This window comes from Candidatus Nitrosopumilus sediminis (assembly GCF_000299395.1).
In the GTDB taxonomy this organism is placed as follows: domain Archaea; phylum Thermoproteota; class Nitrososphaeria; order Nitrososphaerales; family Nitrosopumilaceae; genus Nitrosopumilus; species Nitrosopumilus sediminis.
The window spans coordinates 399,961-417,701 of the sequence record NC_018656.1; the positions used below are offsets into that span (position 1 = coordinate 399,961).

The window sequence follows — 17,741 nt, forward strand, 5'->3', positions numbered from 1 at the left end:
TTTAACGTATTATTTCCTCATCTAGGTATTCTATGAATTTTCCAGTATTTTCAAACTTGATTGAGTTTATCTCTTTTAATTCATCAAATGAATTCATTTTTAGATAGTCATTTGATGCAGTATACAACACATCATCGATGTAAAATGTCCTAGCATAATTCATTCCATAATATCGTGAACTGTCATCTGAATGAGTTACAGTCCCTTTGAGTTCAAATCCATTTGATTTATCCAAATCAAATACATAGAACCCACTCCAGCGATTATATTCTGGTGCAAACATCTTATCTGAACTCTCTTTCAGACTTTTGATATCTCCGCTAACTGGAATTGATAACACTCCTCTTGATTTGTCAAAGAAAAATGCCTTATGGTTGTATAGCGCTTCAGACTGAGTTGAACTATCACCAATTATGATATCGTCTGCAACTTTTGGATTATCCACATCTGCTACATTGAACAATGCTATTTTGATTCCTAATTGCTGAACCCTTCCGTTATCAATTTCTTTGGTATCCCTACCTACGCCAATAACATGCTCCTCATCATATGGATGCAAATAGTTAGAAAATCCTGGAATCTTCAACTCTCCTAGAATTTTTGGAGTGTCTGATGACAAATCAATCACAAAGAATGGGTCAATTTGCTGGAAAGTCACCAAATACAGTCTGTCTCCCATGAATCTTGCAGAAAAGATACTTTCATCAGGTGCAATCTCTTCTAATTCACCTACGATCTCCAAGTTCTCATTTAACACGTAGACTGCATTTGATCTAACTGTTCCTTCGTATTGAGTGTAAATTTCACTAGTAGTTGCAACTCTGAATCTATCCCCATTCTCATCCATGGAGAACTGGTTCAGTAATCTGCCTGGAACTGTGCCCTTTGCAACATATTCTATTTTATCTTCATCAATTGATATTTTGTGAATTATTGTTTTTCTAGTCTCTTCTTGAATTTTTCTATCATATTCGTTCAAGGCATTCCTAATTTTTTCAAATAACACTTCCTTGTCTTTTTTGTCCATTTCATTGTATGATTTTTGCATTAATTCTGATATTGCATTCCATTGTGCAGATGAATTCTCCCATTCTGAATTTTTAATATTTTTAATTTCATCTTGGATTTCTTTTGGTAACAATGGTACAACTACATCAAAGAATCTATCTCTTGATGAATTTTCATAAAATCCATATGGCATGTTTTGCTGATAAGTCAAGTAAAAGTTGTCTTTTGAAACATAAAATGCTCCCGTATATCCCATAAGGAAAGTTTCTGAATTTATTGTGTCATCAAAAATGTTAATTGCAGTTAATGTGTTAAAGTTTGAAAATTGCTCTACGTTATCAAAGTAGAATGCTTCTGGAGTCATGATTCTTACTGAATCCTCCATGATTATTGGCAATCTTGGATATTGGTAGTCTACATTGCTGTTTGTTACAAAGTATGCATAGTCTCCAATCATTCTTGCATCTCTAAAGTGACCATCAATCGAATAGTCTTTGAGAATAGTTGGTTTCTCTTTATCTGATACATCTACAATTAGCGCATGAGTAACAGAACTGTAAGAACGTCTTGGAATAAAGTCAAACTGTGGTATGATCTCCTCATCGCTTTGTCCATTGTAAAATATGACTAGTCTGTCCTCGTTGAGGAACATGTTTTCGATATGTTGCGATTCAATGTCAAGGGCAATTTTGAGAACTAATTTTGCAGATTCTGCAGGATATGCATCAATTATTGAAAGTTTGTTTTGTGATACAATGTATACATACTTTGAATCGTTTTTGAGATAATCTGGCTCATCTACATTTGCAACTTGTACATTAGTTGTTGAATAGTCAGTTCCTCCTGAAACTTTGTTAGATGCTCCATCCGCAGGCATTGGTTCTACTGAAGGAACTGGCATTCCTGTGGTTTCAGAAGATTCCATCATGACTGCATCATCTGCAAAATTTCTGAGTATTCTGGGATCAAAGCCTCCGTCAAATGATGAGGATGCTTCCAGAATGTTTTGTAGTTCTTGCTGTGATGATATCTTCTTTATTTCATTTGTTCCTTTGAGATACCCTGACACTGATTTATCGACATAGATGATTTCTGGTTCTGAAGTTTGCACAATTTGTGGTTGCTGCTCAAAACCTACCGTATACATTATTCCTGCCGTAACTATTACTGAAATGATTACTGTGATTGGAATTATTGTTTTTGGGTTCATTTTCTCTTTCTTCTTTAATCATCGAATTTAGCGATTACTATTACTTGATAGTTTGAGATAAAAGGATTAGTGAAATTTCAATTTTACCAAACAACTTACATAAACTGGGTTTCCACTATCATTTCTAATGATTGATGAAAATGATGAATTTACTGAAAAAATTAAGATTCTTGCAACTGATGATGAAAAAATAAAGTTATTTGGTGAGTTATTTACAAACGATTCTAGTCGTGAAATCTTACAATTGCTGTTTAATGAAGAATTAACTGCAACACAAATTGCTCAAAAAACCGGAATTTCTCTACAGCTAGTAAAATATCATTTGATCAAACTTCAGGATTTAGGAATTGTTAAAATATCCAAAATTGAGAAAAACTCAAAATCCCAAGACATGAAAATTTACACTGCTACAAAATTTAGCATTGTGATTGTTCCCCCAAAACTCTCAGAAAAAACTAAGGAAAGTAAATTACTTGTTCGTTCATTTCGTCATATTTACAAAGTTGCAGGATTAGGTATTGCAACTGGTCTTTCAGGATTATTCTCATTGTCTCAATTCCAAAACAAAACAATATTTGATGATTCTTCAGACGGAGAATTCCCTATTGAAGAATATGTCGATAATATGCAGTCTGCACCCATTGATGAATCTGTACGTTCACTACCTGCATCTGCACCAATGGTTGCAGAATCTGAATCTCAAGAATTATCTCAACGTGGTCTAGATGTTGCAGAAACTATAGTTGATTCAGAAATATCTGTAAGTTCTGAACTGTTTTTACCTTTTCTGATAATTACTATAATTTTGGGCGGACTAACAGTTTATTATTTCTGGAAATTTAGAAAATCTAGTTAGCTTGTAATGTGATTTCTATTGCAACTCTTTTTTCTTTAGATCTCTCTTCTCCGGGATACTTTAGATTAGAAATTTCCTCGTTTAGTTTTTCATCTGTAACTAGTTTTGCATTTCCTATGAGCATACTGTTATTGTATTGGATTTTCACTAGTGGATTTACCAATGCATTTTGAAACCAGTCTCCATCTGGCCTGTGTCTTGAAAAGTAAATTTTTCCGTTATGATTGACTGCTCGAAGCATAACTCTGTGCTCTCTGCTTGTTTTTCGCCCCTTTGTGATAAGGATTGGACGAAACAATTTTTCTTTAATTTCCATGCGTGATTTTTTGCAGTCAAGTAATTTAACCCCATTGATAGAAATTTCTGATATTCGGTGTGATAAGCAAATCCTAGGATTCACACACATGTCAGTAAAATTAGAAGGAATGCCTACGAATATAGCCACAGCAGATACCTTTACTGGAAAAAAAGTAATCGATAGAGAGGGAATTGAATACGGTAAAGTCAAACACATTCACATTAACCAAGACACACTTGCCGTATCTGGCGTAACCATCCACCAAGGATTTAACAAAGACTTTTTTCTGTCTGAAGATTACATTGACAAGTTTTCTGAGGAAACATTGCTTCTTAGCAGGCCTCCTGTGAGAACTGGGATCCCAGTAACTGATATTGATCGACATAAAATTGGTAAGGTAAAACGACTACATAGAAATCCTGATACCAATGAATTAGAATCAATTGAAGTATCTGATGGTTTGATGCATTCTAAAATCCTATCCAAATCTGAAATTTGGGGAGTTGGAGAAAAAGTCATTCTGAGAATGACTAAAGAAGAATTCAAATCTCTTGAATGATTCTTTAAACTTCTTTTTTCAAAATAGTCTTTTTTGATTACTCTGCTTTCTTAGTACATACTTCGCAGACTGGAATTCCTTCTCGAATCATTACATCTACATTTGATGAGTGACATTTTTGACATAATCCTTTCATGTCCTGATGTATTAATTTGGTCTTTAAATTTTTTATGAGGATCGATTAAATCAATACTTAGCAATTTATAATTGAGGTCCGCGATCAATTTATTGTACTCCATAGAGACAAAATCGCTCACAAAATCATTTGGAGATGTAGTTGCAGTAAACGATATTTCATTTTCAGTTGAAAAAGGAGAAATCTTTGGTTTCTTGGGGCCTAATGGTGCTGGTAAAAGTACTACAATGATGATTTTAACGACTCTGCTAAAACCAACATCTGGTGAAGCTATAATTTCTGGATTTGACGTAACAAAAAATCCCAAAAAAGTTAGAGAAAATATCGGATACGTTCAACAAGAATCGACAGTTGATGAGTATCTAACAGGTAGAGAAAATTTACTATTGCAAGCAAAGCTAAATCATATCCCAAAAAATGAAATCAACAAAAGAATTGATGATGTTTTAGAATTAATTGAACTCGTTGACAAACAAGATCAAGCTGTAGTGACTTATTCTGGAGGTATGAGAAAAAGACTAGATATTGCAGGAGGGTTACTACATCGACCCAAAGTCTTGTTTCTTGATGAGCCTACAGTTGGATTAGACATTCAAACTCGTAGGAAAATTTGGGAATATATCAAGAAAATTCATACTGAATTTGATATGACTATTTTTGTCTCAACTCACTATATGGAGGAAGCAGACCAACTGTGTGATCGAGTTGGAATTATTGACGGTGGTAAAATTCAGGTAATAGACTCTCCTGAAAATATGAAAAACGCAATGGGTAATGAGGTTATTTCAATTGTAATTGATGAGGGCAAAAATCATGATTCTTTTTTGTCTGAGATTAGAAAAATTGAATTTGTAAAGAAAATAAATGATGATGGAACTAAACTTACTCTTTTTGCATCCCATGGAACTGAGGTAATACCAAAAATTTTTCAAATCTCCTCTGAGCTTCAAATCAAAATTAAATCAATCTCCTTAACACAACCCACTCTTGATGATGTTTTCATTTCATACACTGGGCATGAGATCAAAGATGATGATTCTGGATTTAATAGAAAACGTGAACATGCAAAAATGAAGAGGTTACGTGCATGAACACTTTGCTATATGATACATATACAATTTTTTGGAGAGAGCTAAAAAGATACAAAAAATCTCGTAGCGGGGTTCTAATTAGATTAATTCAACCTGCAATTTGGATTATAGTTATTGGAAATACTTTCTCTGGAACTCAACCTCTAATTCAATCAGTTGGATTTGAGGGTGAATACATTGAATTTATGGCCCCTGGGGTCATTATTCTTACTGCAATTTTTACAAGTATCTTTGGCGGTGTGAATACTTTGTGGGATAGGAGATATGGTTTTATGAATAAGGCATTGTCTTCACCAATCTCTCGTTCTGCAATTGCCTTAGGGAAAATGGCAGCTATCTCTTTGATTGCTGCATTGCAAGCTAGTTTGATATTGGGAATTGCTTTAGCAATCGGTGTCAGTTTTCCTAATCCAATCATGATTGCACCAATTATGGCAATCGTAATTTTATTTTCACTAGGGTTCTCTGGGATCTCTGTAATGATTGCAGCTACTGCAAAGTCTCAAGAGACTTTTTGGGGGATGATCAACTTTCTTGGAATGCCTCTATTCATGCTAAGCCCTGCTTTGTTCCCATTGGAGTTACTCCCTGATTGGCTTGCAGTAATTGCCAAACTAAATCCAGTTACTTACACTGTTTTACTTGTTAGAGAATTGATGACCGGAGTCTCTGAAGGCGGCATCCCGATAATTTTGAGCCTCGGAATATTGATAGCCTTTGTGCTTGTCATGGTAGCATTGGCAAGCTATGTGTTCACACGTGAAGTGAACAAGCCGTTTTGATAAAAATTGACAATAATTGTAACATTAGCTAACTTTGGTTATGTTTCTCAAATTTTGCCATGATTAACTATTGAAACTATCTTTTTCAATTATCACAATTTCTGCAATTTTGTTATCTAGTTCATTTGCCCAAACATCATTTGGATCTGGGGATTATGATTTGTTGCACAAATGGGGTGAGCATGGTCCTACAGAGCCTAGCCATTTTGCACATCCTCAATTTGTTGCAGTAGGTGATGATGGAAGTATTTATGTCACTGATTTTGGTAACAAGAGAATTCAGAAATTTTCAAGCACTGGTGAATATTTGACCCATTGGGGAAATAGCGGAAAACAATTAGGTGATTTTTACAATCCTTCTGGAATTGCAGTAAATTCTGATTCTATTTTTGTTGCAGACCGTGATCTTAACCGTGTACAAAAATTTTCCTTGGACGGGGAGTTCATTCACACTTGGGGTAATAAAGGAACTGCTGAGGGACAATTTTTCTATCCTAATGGAATTACTGTAAACAATGATCTTGTATATGTGGTAGATACAGGCAATCAAAGAATTCAAATATTTTCTACTGATGGCGAATTTGTTTCATCATTTGGTTCTAGTGGTTTAGGCCCTGGACAATTTCTAAATGTCATTGGAATTGATTCTGATGAAAACGGAAATCTCTATGTCACTGATAAAGGAAATAATAAAATCGAAAAATTCAACTCTGATGGCAAGTTTATACAATCATTTCCTTTCTATTCTTCAAACTATGTCTTTTCCCCTGAGGCAATAACTGTTGATCCTTTAGGTGATCTATTCGTTGTAAACTCTGCCAATGATAGGATTTTGCACTTGTCTCAAAACTCTAGTTTGAAATTAAGTCTAGCTGATCAAAATGGACCTTACCCTGATTCGTTTGAGAATATTTCTGATATTGCAATCGGAATTAATGGCGAACTACTAGTAATTGATTCTCCAACGCATTCGATTCAATTATTTGAAACAGAATTTTTTGAACAACCTGCAGAATCATACTATGTCGTCCCTGCCGAAGTAAGACCTTTACCTGAAGATCAAACAAAACCTGTGGTTATTGCTCCTGACTCGATTGTTGTAGAGGCCGAAGATTTCCTAACTTCTGTATTTACTGGAGCTGCCACGGCTACTGATGAAAGTGGAATCAAAATCATAATTAACAATGCTCCTGATGCATTCAAACCTGGGATAACAAATCTGGTTTGGATAGCTTTTGATAATGCTGGACATAGTTCAAGTGCATATCAGCGAATTACTGTAAATACATGCGGAAACAATCACTCTGATTATAATCTCATAGAGGGAACTTCTGGGGATGATGTTATTTCAGGCACTGATGGTGATGACTTGATTTTTGGATTGGAAGGAAATGATCTTATTTATGGTGGATTAGGAGATGACTGTATTTTTGGCGGTCATGGTGATGATATTATCTCTGGTGGTGAAGGCAATGACACTATAAAGGGCAATTCCGGTAATGACATTATCAGAGGCCAAGTAGGAATGGATGTGTTATATGCCAATTCTGGTTCTGATGTACTTGATGGTGGTGAAAATTCTGATAGATGTTATGCTGATTCAGAAAAAGATTTGCTAATCTCATGTGAAGAGTAACTCTTCTATATAGAATTACTAGGGTTACTCTAGAATCCTGTTTCATAAATAGAAAACCATGTCATAGCTTATAGTACAAAAATTCATTTTAAATTTTAATGACTTACATGAACGCAAAAAACATTGCAACATTTAGTATTGTTGCATTATTCACACTAGTATCTTTTGGAACATCAAATGTATCTGCTGAAGAAAATGGGGGTTATAATATGGTTGAAGATATAACTCCTGTTCTAACATTTACATTTAGAGATGGAGTTGAAACATACGAGTTTCCTGTATTTGAAATGGGTGAAAACTTTGCAGATAACTCTGGTACATCGTTTTCCGTAGAAGGAACTGTTGCTAATTCTCCATTATTGCATAAAGCAATGGATGAGGCATACAAGTATAGATCTTCTAATGATGCTTATGACTATCAACTAAAACTTTTTGATGTGGATGTAGATTTTGTAAAAAACGGTGAATCAATACTGTTTCTGGATTACAACACTTGCAGAGTTGACAACTATCAAGTTGAGACGCTTGATTCAAATGATTATGAGAGCTATTTCAAAGAAGTTGGATTTGCTATTGTAGATAAGATAGACTTTGTATGCAGTGGATTAAACTTTGACAGTGATCTTGAAATAACTAAAAATAGTTCTTTTACTGATTTTGGTGAATCTGGATTTACATTTGCCAATAATATGAAAACTGCAGTAACCTTGATGTTTGAAAATGGTGCAGAAAAAATTGAATTTCCTGTATTCAATCTGCTTTCAGGCTATGCGGAATCAAATGATAACGTTGTAGCTGAATTTCAAGTAGAGGGTGTTTTGGAGTATTATCCGTTATTGTATCAGGCAATTGATAAATCAAGACAAGTATCTGGACTTTCAACTGCTTCAAACATTGACTTTGATGCACTAGTAGAATTTACAAATGGAACATCTACACCAAGAGGATTGGATTTTACGAGTTGTCGCATATCTGATGCTCAAATCACAACTCAAGCAGACAAGGAAGAAGGATTTACTGGAAAAAGTGGTTTTGTTCTAGTTCAACAATTGACTTTTACATGTTCTGGAATGAGCGGTATCAATCAAAACTTTGACGCACTAAGAGGTGATCTTCCTGTATGGAAAGCACCTTCAATCTCAAATGAATATGTAGAACCAATTCAAAATACAGACAAAGGCTTGAATGCAATTGCAACATTTACCACAGATAAGGGTGTAGAAAAAATTGAATTTTCTATGTTCAAACAAAGTCCTGTCCTAACTACAACTGAAGATACAGGAGATGAAACAATTACTCGTAAGGCTACTTATCCTACACTGGAGTTGCGTGGAATTGTTGGAGATTATCCAATGCTATACAATTTTGTAGATGAAAATCGTAAAATTCAAGGTGTTGCTGGAACTTCAAACAAAAACCTGGCTGATATTGACATCAGTATAACTTCTGGTGATGAAGTAATTCGTGGCTTTAACTTTGTAAATTGCAGAGCAACTGATTATGTCGTTGCCACAGATGCAAATACTGAGGAGGGTTATGTCAAAAACAAATTCGCACTAGAAAATATTTTTGACTTTGAATGCCAAGGATATCATCCAAACAATCCTGCATATGATGCAATGTTTAATGTAGAAAAATCAAATACTCAAAGTAGTTCTGATCTTAGAAACACTGACCAATGGAGATCAGGTTTCACAGTTCAGAAATAACTTTTTTATTCCATCATTTCTGTAATGCGATCAAATTGTGATCTGTTTGATGATCTTCTAACTATATAGAACAATAGGTTTTATGTTCACTGACCTTATCTTCAAACTTTCATTCAATGAATTATGGGACAATGGTTATCTTGGATAAAATCCAATGAAAAAGAACTCTTAAAAATTTTAGATGATTTAGCAAAAAAAGCAGTTGAAACCTCTGAGGCCGTAGTGGTTTTATTCGAAGATCTTAGTAATGTTGAACAAGCAAAAAAGATTCATGAACTTGAAACTGAAGCTGATGTTTTAACTCGTGATATCTTCTCTGAACTCAACAAGACCTTCATCACGCCTCTGGATCGTGAGGACATGCAAAGAATTGCATCCAAAATTGACGATGTCATTGATTTTATGGATGGAATTGCAGCGAGGGTTTACAGCTACAAAATAACCACTCCTCCACCATACACTATGGAGATGGCCCACGAACTAGTAAAGGCTACAAAAGAAGTAGAGTATATGATTTCAAAATTACAGAGAATCAAAAATCCAAAAGATATGATTGAGCATTGCAGAAATACCAGTGACATTGAGCACGCTGTAGATGATTTGTACAGAGAAGCTATACGAGAACTCTTTGAGACCAATGATGCAATCAAAATCATCAAACTAAAAGATATCTATGAAACAATGGAGACTGCATCTGACAGATGTGTTGATGTTGCAGATGTCATTGAAGATATTGTTTTGAAATACACATGAGATGATTAAATGATAGAAATAGCAATAGGCGCAATTATAGTTGCATTAATCTTTGATTTTGTAAATGGATTTAATGATTCTGCAAATTCTGTTGCTACAGTTATTGGAACACGTGTACTAAAACCATTACATGCAGTTGGTCTATCTGCTGCAATGAATTTCATTGGACCTTTTGTTTTTGGCGTTGCTGTTGCAACTACTATTGCAAAAGGAATTGTCAGCCCTGATGACATTACTGTATACATGATTGTTGGTGGATTGGCAGGAGCAATTGGATGGAGTACTCTCTGTACATATTTTGGATTGCCCATTTCAAACAGCCACTCTTTAGTTGGCGGAATTATGGGTGCAGGTATAGCCGGATTAGGATTTGAAAAATTAGTTTATGGCGGTCTAACCAAAGTCTTTGCAGGAATTGTTATCGCCCCCGTTGGTGGAATAATCTTTGGCCTTTTACTAACTACATTGATAATTACAGTTTTTGCAAGTAAAAAACCTGGACCAGTAAACAAAACTTTTGGAAAATTACAAATTATCTCTTCAGCATGGTTTGCTCTGACACATGGTGCAAACGATGGACAAAAAACAATGGGTATTATTGTCTTGATTCTGTTTTCAGCAGGACTTATTCCTGAACTTGATATGCCTCTATGGGTAATCTTGGCTGCAGCAAGTGCTATGGGGCTTGGTACTTTCTTTGGTGGATACAAAGTCATCAAAACATTGGGTGTCAAAATTACCAAGCTAAGGCCATACCAAGGATTTGCAGCAGAAACCGGTGGTGGATTGATGCTTGCAATATTTGCAATATTTGGAATTCCTGCTAGTACAACACACGCAATTACTGGAACTATAATGGGTTCAGGTGCTGCCAGAAGAAAACGTGCAGTTCGATGGAAAGTTAGCAGACAAATTGTATTTTCATGGGTAATTACTATTCCTGGGGCTGCTGCAATGGGAATCGGATTTACTTTTCTGATTCACTTGTTTGTTTGATTTTCAATAATGTCTTCATTTTTATTTCCGCAAAAATTTTTTGAAATATTCAAATGGATATTTTACAATTAATCTCATCAAATCTGCTTACTCCGATAATCCTTTTCTTTCTCTTTGGAATTATTGCTGCCCGAATAAAATCTGATTTGAAAATTCCTGAAGCAATTTCTGAATTTTTGCCAATCTATCTTCTTGCTGCAATTGGACTTCATGGTGGAATAGAGATGAGAAATACTGGATTTGAAAACATGTTGATCCCGATGTTAGTTGCCATTGGTTTGTCATTGATATTCACATTGAATCACTATCAGATTTTACGACGATTAGGAAAATTCAATATTTTTGACTCGTATGCATTAGCATCTACATATGGTGCAGTGGGTGCAGTTACCTTTTCAGTTGGTTTGTCGTTTCTTAAAAATCAAGGCGTTACATCTGAAGGATATCTTGCAGCCATTTTAGCTGTTCTGGAACCTGTTGCTTTCATTCTTGCAATCTTTTTGACAAACATGGCTGTATCAAAACAAATTCGTCAGAAAAAACAATCTTTCTCTAAAGACAATTCAGAAATTGACATTGGTCTACAAGAAACAAAAACGAAACTGTCTCGAGTATTGCATGAATCAATAACTGGCAAGGCAATTGTTATTCTTTTGGGAAGTATAGTTATTGGTTATATCATAGGAGAAGAAGGATTCAGTTCAATTAGAATTGTATTTGATGAAATGTTTACTGGAGCCATTGTAATTTTTATGATTGAGATGGGAATTATTGCAGGTCAAAGATTAGATGACATTAAAAAAGTTGGACTTTTCCTTACTGCTTTTGCCATAATAATGCCAACATTCAATGGTGTGATTGGGGTTCTAGTTGCAACAGCCATGGGACTAAGTCTAGGTGGAGCAGTCATGTTTGGTTTACTTTTGGCTAGTGCATCCTTTATTGCAGCACCTGCAGTACTGCGTCATGCAATTCCTCAAGCAAAACCTAGCTTATACATTACATCTGCATTGGGAATCACATTCCCATACAACATCATAGTTTTGCTTCCAATCATGTTTTCTATCTCAACTCTTGTTCATGGAGAAGGATCGATAGACTTATTCAATTACATCATAAAGGATTGGATATGAAATTATACGGCGTAAAATTACTTACAATTACATGTGAGATTCTAGCCCAGAAAAATATTATTGAAATTTTAAACAAGCACGAAATTACCGGATATACCACATATGAGGTAGAAGGTAATGGTGCACGCGGTATTCGTGGACAAGGATTCAAAAATGAAAAAAATGTCAAAGTTGAAGTGATTATGCATGAAGAAAAACTACAAGATGTTGTAGAGGAAATATCTAGAACACTGTTTGCTAATTTTGCTATTGTCTTGTATGTTAGTGATGTTGGCGTATTAAGAGCTGAAAAATTTTAACAGCAGTTATCTTCTGAACATAACCCTGGAATCTTTTTACTTGTTTTGGTAACTACTGAAATTAATTCAGATAATTGATTATTAGTTATTGTATACATTGCCTTTTTGCCCTCATCACGCGATTTGACAATTCCACATTTTTTTAATGTCTTTAGATGATGTGAGACTAGTGGTTGATCTTTTTCTAATTTTTCTACAAGATCATTCACACAAAGCTCTTTGTTTTTCTGCAATAATTCTAAAATCTCAAAACGTGTCTCATCACATATGCATTTTAAAAGACTGACTCCATTCATATCAATTTAAATTTATATAAACTAATATTTATGTGGTGGTATAGAAATGCCTGAAAATATTCTATTTGTATGCGTAGAAAATGCGGGTCGAAGCCAAATGGCTGAGGCTTTCTTTAGAAAATTTGCTCCTGATAGATTTCTTGTTTCAAGTGCTGGAACTTCACCTTCTTCACAACTCAACCCTATTGTAATCCAAGTAATGAAAGAAATTGGAATTGACATGGTAGACCAAAAACCAAAGATTTTGTCTGACTCTATGATAAAAAATTCTTCAAAGACTGTTAACATGGGATGTATGGACAAAGAATCATGCCCTTCTTTGTTTGTAAAAGATGTACTTGACTGGAACATTTCTGATCCAAAAGAAAAGTCTATTGATGAAGTCAGAGAAATTCGTGACAAAATAAAATCTGAAGTATTGAATCTCATTAAATCTCTTGAGGAAAAAGTCTGATGGCATATTCCAATTTGCAGATTTTTACAGTTGAATTAATTGGAACTTTCATTCTTGTAATGTTTGCAACTGGGTCTATAGTTTATGATGCTGAATTCTTTGACGGTGCCTTGGGAATTCCTTTTGCATCTGTAGCGCCATTTATTGCATTGTTAATAGGTGTGTATTCTTTTGGAAAAATATCTTTAGCTCATTTTAATCCTGCCGTGACTGTAGGTTACTACATTACAGGACACATATCAAAAATTCAAGTTGTATATTATTTTGCAGCAGAAATTATTGGTGCACTATTAGGATCTCTTTTTGTTTTATCATTTATCGGGGACAAAGCAAATCTTGGGGCAAATGCGCCTAACTATGATTTTTCAATCTTTGTAATTTTTCCCGTTGAAGTTTTAGCTTCTGCAATGCTTATGGGAGTTATTTTCTATGTTGTATATACAAAAGGACTAAGAGGATTCAGTGGTGTTGCAATTGGAGGTATAGTGGGATTAGACATTCTATTTTTGGCTTTTATTTCTGGGGCTTCAATGAATCCTGCTCGAGCATTAGCACCGGCATTACTATCTGGAACCTTTGAAAATCTATGGCTCTATTGGACTGCCCCCTATGTGGGAACTATGATTGTTGCAGTTTTGTTCAGAAAGAAATTTCAAGCACAAAGGGCCGCAAATTACGAATAATAATGAGCAAAAATACCCCTTGAATGGTGTCTGAATCTAAAAAATTATTCAATATTGCTAAAAAAGTGATTCCATCAGGAGTCAATAGCCCTGTTAGATATTTTGAGCCATATCCATTTTTTACAAAAAAAGCAAATGGAGCATACATTTGGGATGCTGACAATAAACGCTACATTGATTTTTGCAATGGTTACGGTGCTTTACTATTAGGGCATAAACGCAAAGAAATAATCAAATCTGTCTCTGATCAATTAACAAAAGGGACTCTCTATTGTACACCAACAGAATCTGAAATTGAACTATCCAAATTGATCATTGGTAACTTTCCGTCAGTTGACAAAGTGAGATTGATGAATACTGGCGGCGAAGCTACAATGACTGCAATACGACTAGCCCGTGGATTTACAAAAAAGAAAAAATAATCAAATTTGAAGGATGTTATCATGGTGCACATGATTCTGTTTTGGTAAAAGCTGGTTCTGGTTCTGCACATAATGGAATTTCTGTTTCTGATGGTGGGTTGGAAGAAGTATCAAAAAACACTCTAGTTGTAGAGTATAACAATATTGAAGATTTACAAAAGACCATTCAAAAAAATAAAGATATTGCAGGAGTCATTGTTGAACCTATACTTGCAAACATGGGGTTGATTTTACCTGAAAAAAATTTCCTTTCGGATTTACGAAAAATTACTAAAGAAAACAACATACCTCTGATCTTTGATGAAGTAGTAACTGGTTTTCGAGTTGCACCTGGTGGAGCCCAAGAGCATTTTGGAATAAAACCTGACTTGACTACGATAGCAAAAGCATTGAGTAATGGATTTACAATCTCTGCAGTTGGTGGGAAAAAAGAAATCATGGATCTGCTTTCCCCTGGAGGCAAAGTTTACCAGGCAAGTACGTTTGCAGGAAATCCAATATCTGTTAGTGCAGCAATTAGTTCAATTAAGACTATTAACAAAATCAAAAACAAACTATACTCCAAACTTGAAAGATTCAATCTGTTATTTTCTACTGCACTAGATGATATGGCAACTGATATGAAAATCCCACACCAGATCAATTTTACCGCCTCAATGCTCCAAATTTTCTTTACAAACAAGCCTGTTGTTGACTATAAAACATCAAAGAACGCAGATGCAAAGAAGTTTAAAAAAATGTTCCAAGTTTTATTGAAAAATGGTGTTTTCATTGCACCATCTCAATTTGAAGTAGTTTTTCTTTCTGATGCTCATACTGAAACTGATCTAAACAAAACACTTGATGCATATCATTTGGCATTAAAATCGGTGAAAAATTGAAGTACATAGTAGGAGCTAGAGGAAGTCAGTTATCAGTTGCACAAACAAATTGGGTAATTTCTGAATTAAAAAAAGTAAATCCTGACTGTGAGTATGAAATTAAAACAATCACTACAAAAGGCGATACTGATGCTAGACCGCTATTCACAATAGATCAAAAAGGAATTTTTGAAAAAGAGATTGACAGAGCAGTTACAAACAAGGAGATAGATTTTGCTGTTCATAGTTTGAAGGATGTTCCATCTGAACTTGATGAAAATTTAGTGCTTGCTTCTATTCCAAAACGTGAAGCAGTAAATGACGTATTCATTTCTTCAGATGGTTCTACATTAGATACTATCAAAGAGGGAGCAGTAATTGGGACTAGCTCACTGCGAAGAGCAGTTCAGATATCCAGAAAAAGATCTGATCTAGTTGTAAAACCAATTCGTGGAAACATTGAAACTAGAATTAAAAAAGCGTCTGGCGAAAACTATGATGGAATTGTTCTGGCACAAGCTGGAATATCTAGGTTGGAAGTTGATGTAAAATATACTCCTCTATCCATTGATGATTTTTCCCCCTCTCCAGGTCAAGGTGCTATTGCAATTGTTGCAAGAGCAGATGATTCTAAAACAATTTCAATGTTAAAAAAAATTGAAGATTCCAATTCACGTTTAGAAATAGAGGCTGAACGCGCACTTTCTGATTATGTTGATTCCGGATGCCGATTTCCATTAGGGGCATATGCAAGATCAAATGGCTCTGAGATGACTTTGACTGTATCTGCATTCTCTGTCGATGGAAAACAATCTTTGCATGTAAACAAAATTGGAAAGAAAGATGATCCTAAATCTCTGGGAAAAAGTGTAGGGGAAGAACTACGTGCAAAAGGAGTTAATGATCTTGCATTAAATTGGAGAGAAAAAGTGGAGGAATGGAATAAATCATGACTGGAAAAGTGTATCTTGTTGGCGCAGGGCCTGGAGATAGTAAACTAATCACATTACGTGCAGTTGAATTGCTTGAAAAAGCAGATGTTGTTTTGTATGATAGACTGGTAAGCAAAAAAATCATTTCAATGATTCCAAAAAAGGCAGAAAAAGTCTATGTTGGACGTGCAGTAGGTGATGACACAACACATCAAAACACAACTAATGATTTGATGGTACAGTATGCCAAATCAAAGAAAAATGTAGTTAGGCTAAAAGGTGGTGATCCTATTATCTTTGGGCGTGGTGGCGAAGAAGCAGAATTTCTCAAAGAAAACAAAGTAAAATATGAAATTGTTCCGGGAATTACTTCTGGAATTGGCTCTGCAACATATGCCGGTATTCCTCTAACTCATAGAAAACACGCATCATCTGTAGTCTTTGTTACAGGACATGAAGATCCGGAAAAGAAAAAAGAGATTGTTAAATGGAAGAATCTTGCAAAATCAGTTGACACAATAGTGATAATGATGGGGTTATCTAGAATTGATGTAATCTGTAAGCAATTAATCGCAGGTGGAATGGATAAAAAAACACCTGTCGCTGTTATTCAAAATGGAACTACCCCTAAACAAAAAATGATCAAAGGAACTGTTACTAATATTGCAAAAAAAGTTAAAGAAAACAAAATTACTCCTCCTACAAACATCATAATTGGCAAAGTTGTTGACTTGTCAGATACCATTGGGTGGAAATAATGCTTGATGGAAAGACCATAGCAATCACGCGTTCAAAAGATGATGCTGCAGAATTCATCTCTCTTGCTGAACAAAACAAAGCAACACCCGTTCCCTTACCTACCATAGAACTTGTTAGCAAGGGTGAGAAAATTGTTGATGAATTTTTAGAATCTGTTGAACAATACGATCCTGACTATTCAGTTTTCATGAGTTCAAAAGCTGTTAAACTATTATTTGATACTGCAAAGAATGCTGGAAAATTAGAGAAATTACAACTATCTGTTGCTAACACTATGGTGATGTCTGTAGGGCCTAAAACCACCATTGCACTTGAATCTGAAGGAATCAAAGTGAACTATCAGCCAACGACTTTTTCTTCTGTTGGTGTAGGTGAAGAGTTTACAAAAATTAATGCAGTTGGCAAAAAAGTAATTGTTCCACGTAGTGGTGCATCTACTCCGTTTCTGAAAGAATTGCTAAACAAAATCGGAATTGATGTGTTGGAGATTCATTTGTATGATGTGTGTGCATTCAGAGATACCACTCAATGGAATGCATTTCGTGAATTGTTTTCACAAAATAAAGTAGATGGCATTGTCTTTACTAGCGCCTCCTCTGTTAGAGGTTTCTTTGAGATCATGTCAAAAGATTATGATGTGAATACGTTACTTGACAATCTCGAAAAACTATCTGTTGTGTCTATTGGCCCTTTTACCTCAGATGAATTAAAAAAATTAAACGTCAAAAATACTGTTGCTGAAGTACATACAGTTGCTGGTGCTTTTGATGAGATGAAAAAGTCATTTTCAAATTAATTGATAAAACAATATGATTATCTGCATTATTTGCATTTTTTGTTATTATCAAATTTGACATTTATCTAATGTG

At 34.9% G+C, this 17,741-nt stretch carries 18 protein-coding genes and 1 pseudogene; 16 read left to right on the forward strand and 3 right to left on the reverse strand.

Annotation, left to right across the window (positions count from 1 at the left end; all coding sequences use genetic code 11):
• Position 1 precedes the first annotated feature (1 nt).
• Entirely contained in the window at positions 2 to 2,218 is a 2,217-nt protein-coding gene (locus NSED_RS02435; protein WP_014964657.1) for a beta-propeller domain-containing protein, read from the reverse strand.
• A 127-nt stretch (positions 2,219 to 2,345) separates the two neighbouring features.
• Between NSED_RS02435 and NSED_RS02440 the strand changes: the two genes are divergently transcribed.
• Positions 2,346 to 3,074: an ArsR/SmtB family transcription factor gene (locus tag NSED_RS02440; RefSeq protein ID WP_014964658.1), complete on the forward strand. Its 729-nt coding sequence runs from the start codon at positions 2,346 to 2,348 to the stop codon at positions 3,072 to 3,074.
• Here the strand turns inward: NSED_RS02440 and NSED_RS02445 are convergent.
• The gene (locus NSED_RS02445; protein WP_014964659.1) at positions 3,067 to 3,390 is read right to left on the reverse strand and encodes a nitroreductase/quinone reductase family protein; all 324 of its coding nucleotides are present in this window, start codon (positions 3,388 to 3,390) and stop codon (positions 3,067 to 3,069) included. The genes NSED_RS02440 and NSED_RS02445 overlap by 8 nt on opposite strands.
• Before the next feature lie 88 nt (positions 3,391 to 3,478).
• Between NSED_RS02445 and NSED_RS02450 the strand changes: the two genes are divergently transcribed.
• The 9 genes from NSED_RS02450 to NSED_RS02490 all read left to right on the forward strand — a co-directional run bounded on the left by NSED_RS02450 (position 3,479) and on the right by NSED_RS02490 (position 12,466).
• Positions 3,479 to 3,931 carry a PRC-barrel domain-containing protein gene (locus tag NSED_RS02450; protein WP_026090031.1) on the forward strand — a complete coding sequence of 151 codons (453 nt, stop codon included), beginning with the start codon at positions 3,479 to 3,481 and terminating at the stop codon, positions 3,929 to 3,931.
• A 228-nt stretch (positions 3,932 to 4,159) separates the two neighbouring features.
• Entirely contained in the window at positions 4,160 to 5,158 is a 999-nt protein-coding gene (locus tag NSED_RS02455) for a daunorubicin resistance protein DrrA family ABC transporter ATP-binding protein (protein ID WP_014964661.1), read from the forward strand.
• The gene (locus NSED_RS02460) at positions 5,155 to 5,940 is read left to right on the forward strand and encodes an ABC transporter permease (protein WP_014964662.1); all 786 of its coding nucleotides are present in this window, start codon (positions 5,155 to 5,157) and stop codon (positions 5,938 to 5,940) included. The genes NSED_RS02455 and NSED_RS02460 overlap by 4 nt, the downstream gene beginning before the upstream one ends.
• A gap of 70 nt (positions 5,941 to 6,010) precedes the next feature.
• The gene (locus NSED_RS02465; protein ID WP_014964663.1) at positions 6,011 to 7,576 is read left to right on the forward strand and encodes a 6-bladed beta-propeller; all 1,566 of its coding nucleotides are present in this window, start codon (positions 6,011 to 6,013) and stop codon (positions 7,574 to 7,576) included.
• A gap of 98 nt (positions 7,577 to 7,674) precedes the next feature.
• Entirely contained in the window at positions 7,675 to 9,285 is a 1,611-nt protein-coding gene (locus NSED_RS02470) for a hypothetical protein (protein ID WP_014964664.1), read from the forward strand.
• Positions 9,286 to 9,408: 123 nt separating this feature from the next.
• Positions 9,409 to 10,038, forward strand: a complete 630-nt coding sequence (locus tag NSED_RS02475) for a DUF47 domain-containing protein (RefSeq protein ID WP_014964665.1) — start codon at positions 9,409 to 9,411, stop codon at positions 10,036 to 10,038.
• A gap of 9 nt (positions 10,039 to 10,047) precedes the next feature.
• Positions 10,048 to 11,034, forward strand: coding sequence for an inorganic phosphate transporter (locus NSED_RS02480; protein ID WP_014964666.1), 987 nt, complete (start codon positions 10,048 to 10,050; stop codon positions 11,032 to 11,034).
• A 53-nt stretch (positions 11,035 to 11,087) separates the two neighbouring features.
• Positions 11,088 to 12,167, forward strand: a complete 1,080-nt coding sequence (locus tag NSED_RS02485) for a sodium-dependent bicarbonate transport family permease (protein ID WP_014964667.1) — start codon at positions 11,088 to 11,090, stop codon at positions 12,165 to 12,167.
• A complete protein-coding gene (locus NSED_RS02490; protein WP_014964668.1) occupies positions 12,164 to 12,466 on the forward strand; it encodes a P-II family nitrogen regulator in 303 nt (100 codons plus the stop codon). The genes NSED_RS02485 and NSED_RS02490 overlap by 4 nt, the downstream gene beginning before the upstream one ends.
• Here the strand turns inward: NSED_RS02490 and NSED_RS02495 are convergent.
• The gene (locus NSED_RS02495) at positions 12,463 to 12,762 is read right to left on the reverse strand and encodes an ArsR/SmtB family transcription factor (protein WP_014964669.1); all 300 of its coding nucleotides are present in this window, start codon (positions 12,760 to 12,762) and stop codon (positions 12,463 to 12,465) included. The two genes, NSED_RS02490 and NSED_RS02495, sit on opposite strands and share 4 nt — an antisense overlap.
• A gap of 46 nt (positions 12,763 to 12,808) precedes the next feature.
• Between NSED_RS02495 and NSED_RS02500 the strand changes: the two genes are divergently transcribed.
• From NSED_RS02500 to NSED_RS02525, 6 genes and pseudogenes are all read left to right on the forward strand, one after another.
• A complete protein-coding gene (locus NSED_RS02500; RefSeq protein ID WP_026090032.1) occupies positions 12,809 to 13,216 on the forward strand; it encodes an arsenate-mycothiol transferase ArsC in 408 nt (135 codons plus the stop codon).
• Positions 13,216 to 13,899, forward strand: a complete 684-nt coding sequence (locus NSED_RS02505) for an MIP/aquaporin family protein (RefSeq protein WP_014964671.1) — start codon at positions 13,216 to 13,218, stop codon at positions 13,897 to 13,899. Before NSED_RS02500 ends, NSED_RS02505 begins: the two co-directional genes overlap by 1 nt.
• 23 nt (positions 13,900 to 13,922) lie before the next feature.
• Positions 13,923 to 15,202: pseudogene (hemL, locus tag NSED_RS02510) on the forward strand (glutamate-1-semialdehyde 2,1-aminomutase).
• Positions 15,199 to 16,134 (forward strand): hydroxymethylbilane synthase, encoded by a 936-nt coding sequence (gene hemC, locus NSED_RS02515; protein ID WP_014964672.1) that lies wholly within the window; start codon positions 15,199 to 15,201, stop codon positions 16,132 to 16,134. The pseudogene hemL and the gene hemC overlap by 4 nt, the downstream one beginning before the upstream one ends.
• Positions 16,131 to 16,871, forward strand: coding sequence for a uroporphyrinogen-III C-methyltransferase (cobA, locus tag NSED_RS02520; RefSeq protein ID WP_014964673.1), 741 nt, complete (start codon positions 16,131 to 16,133; stop codon positions 16,869 to 16,871). Before hemC ends, cobA begins: the two co-directional genes overlap by 4 nt.
• On the forward strand, positions 16,871 to 17,668 hold the full coding sequence (locus NSED_RS02525; RefSeq protein WP_014964674.1) for a uroporphyrinogen-III synthase: 798 nt from the start codon (positions 16,871 to 16,873) through the stop codon (positions 17,666 to 17,668). The genes cobA and NSED_RS02525 overlap by 1 nt, the downstream gene beginning before the upstream one ends.
• Positions 17,669 to 17,741 lie beyond the last annotated feature (73 nt).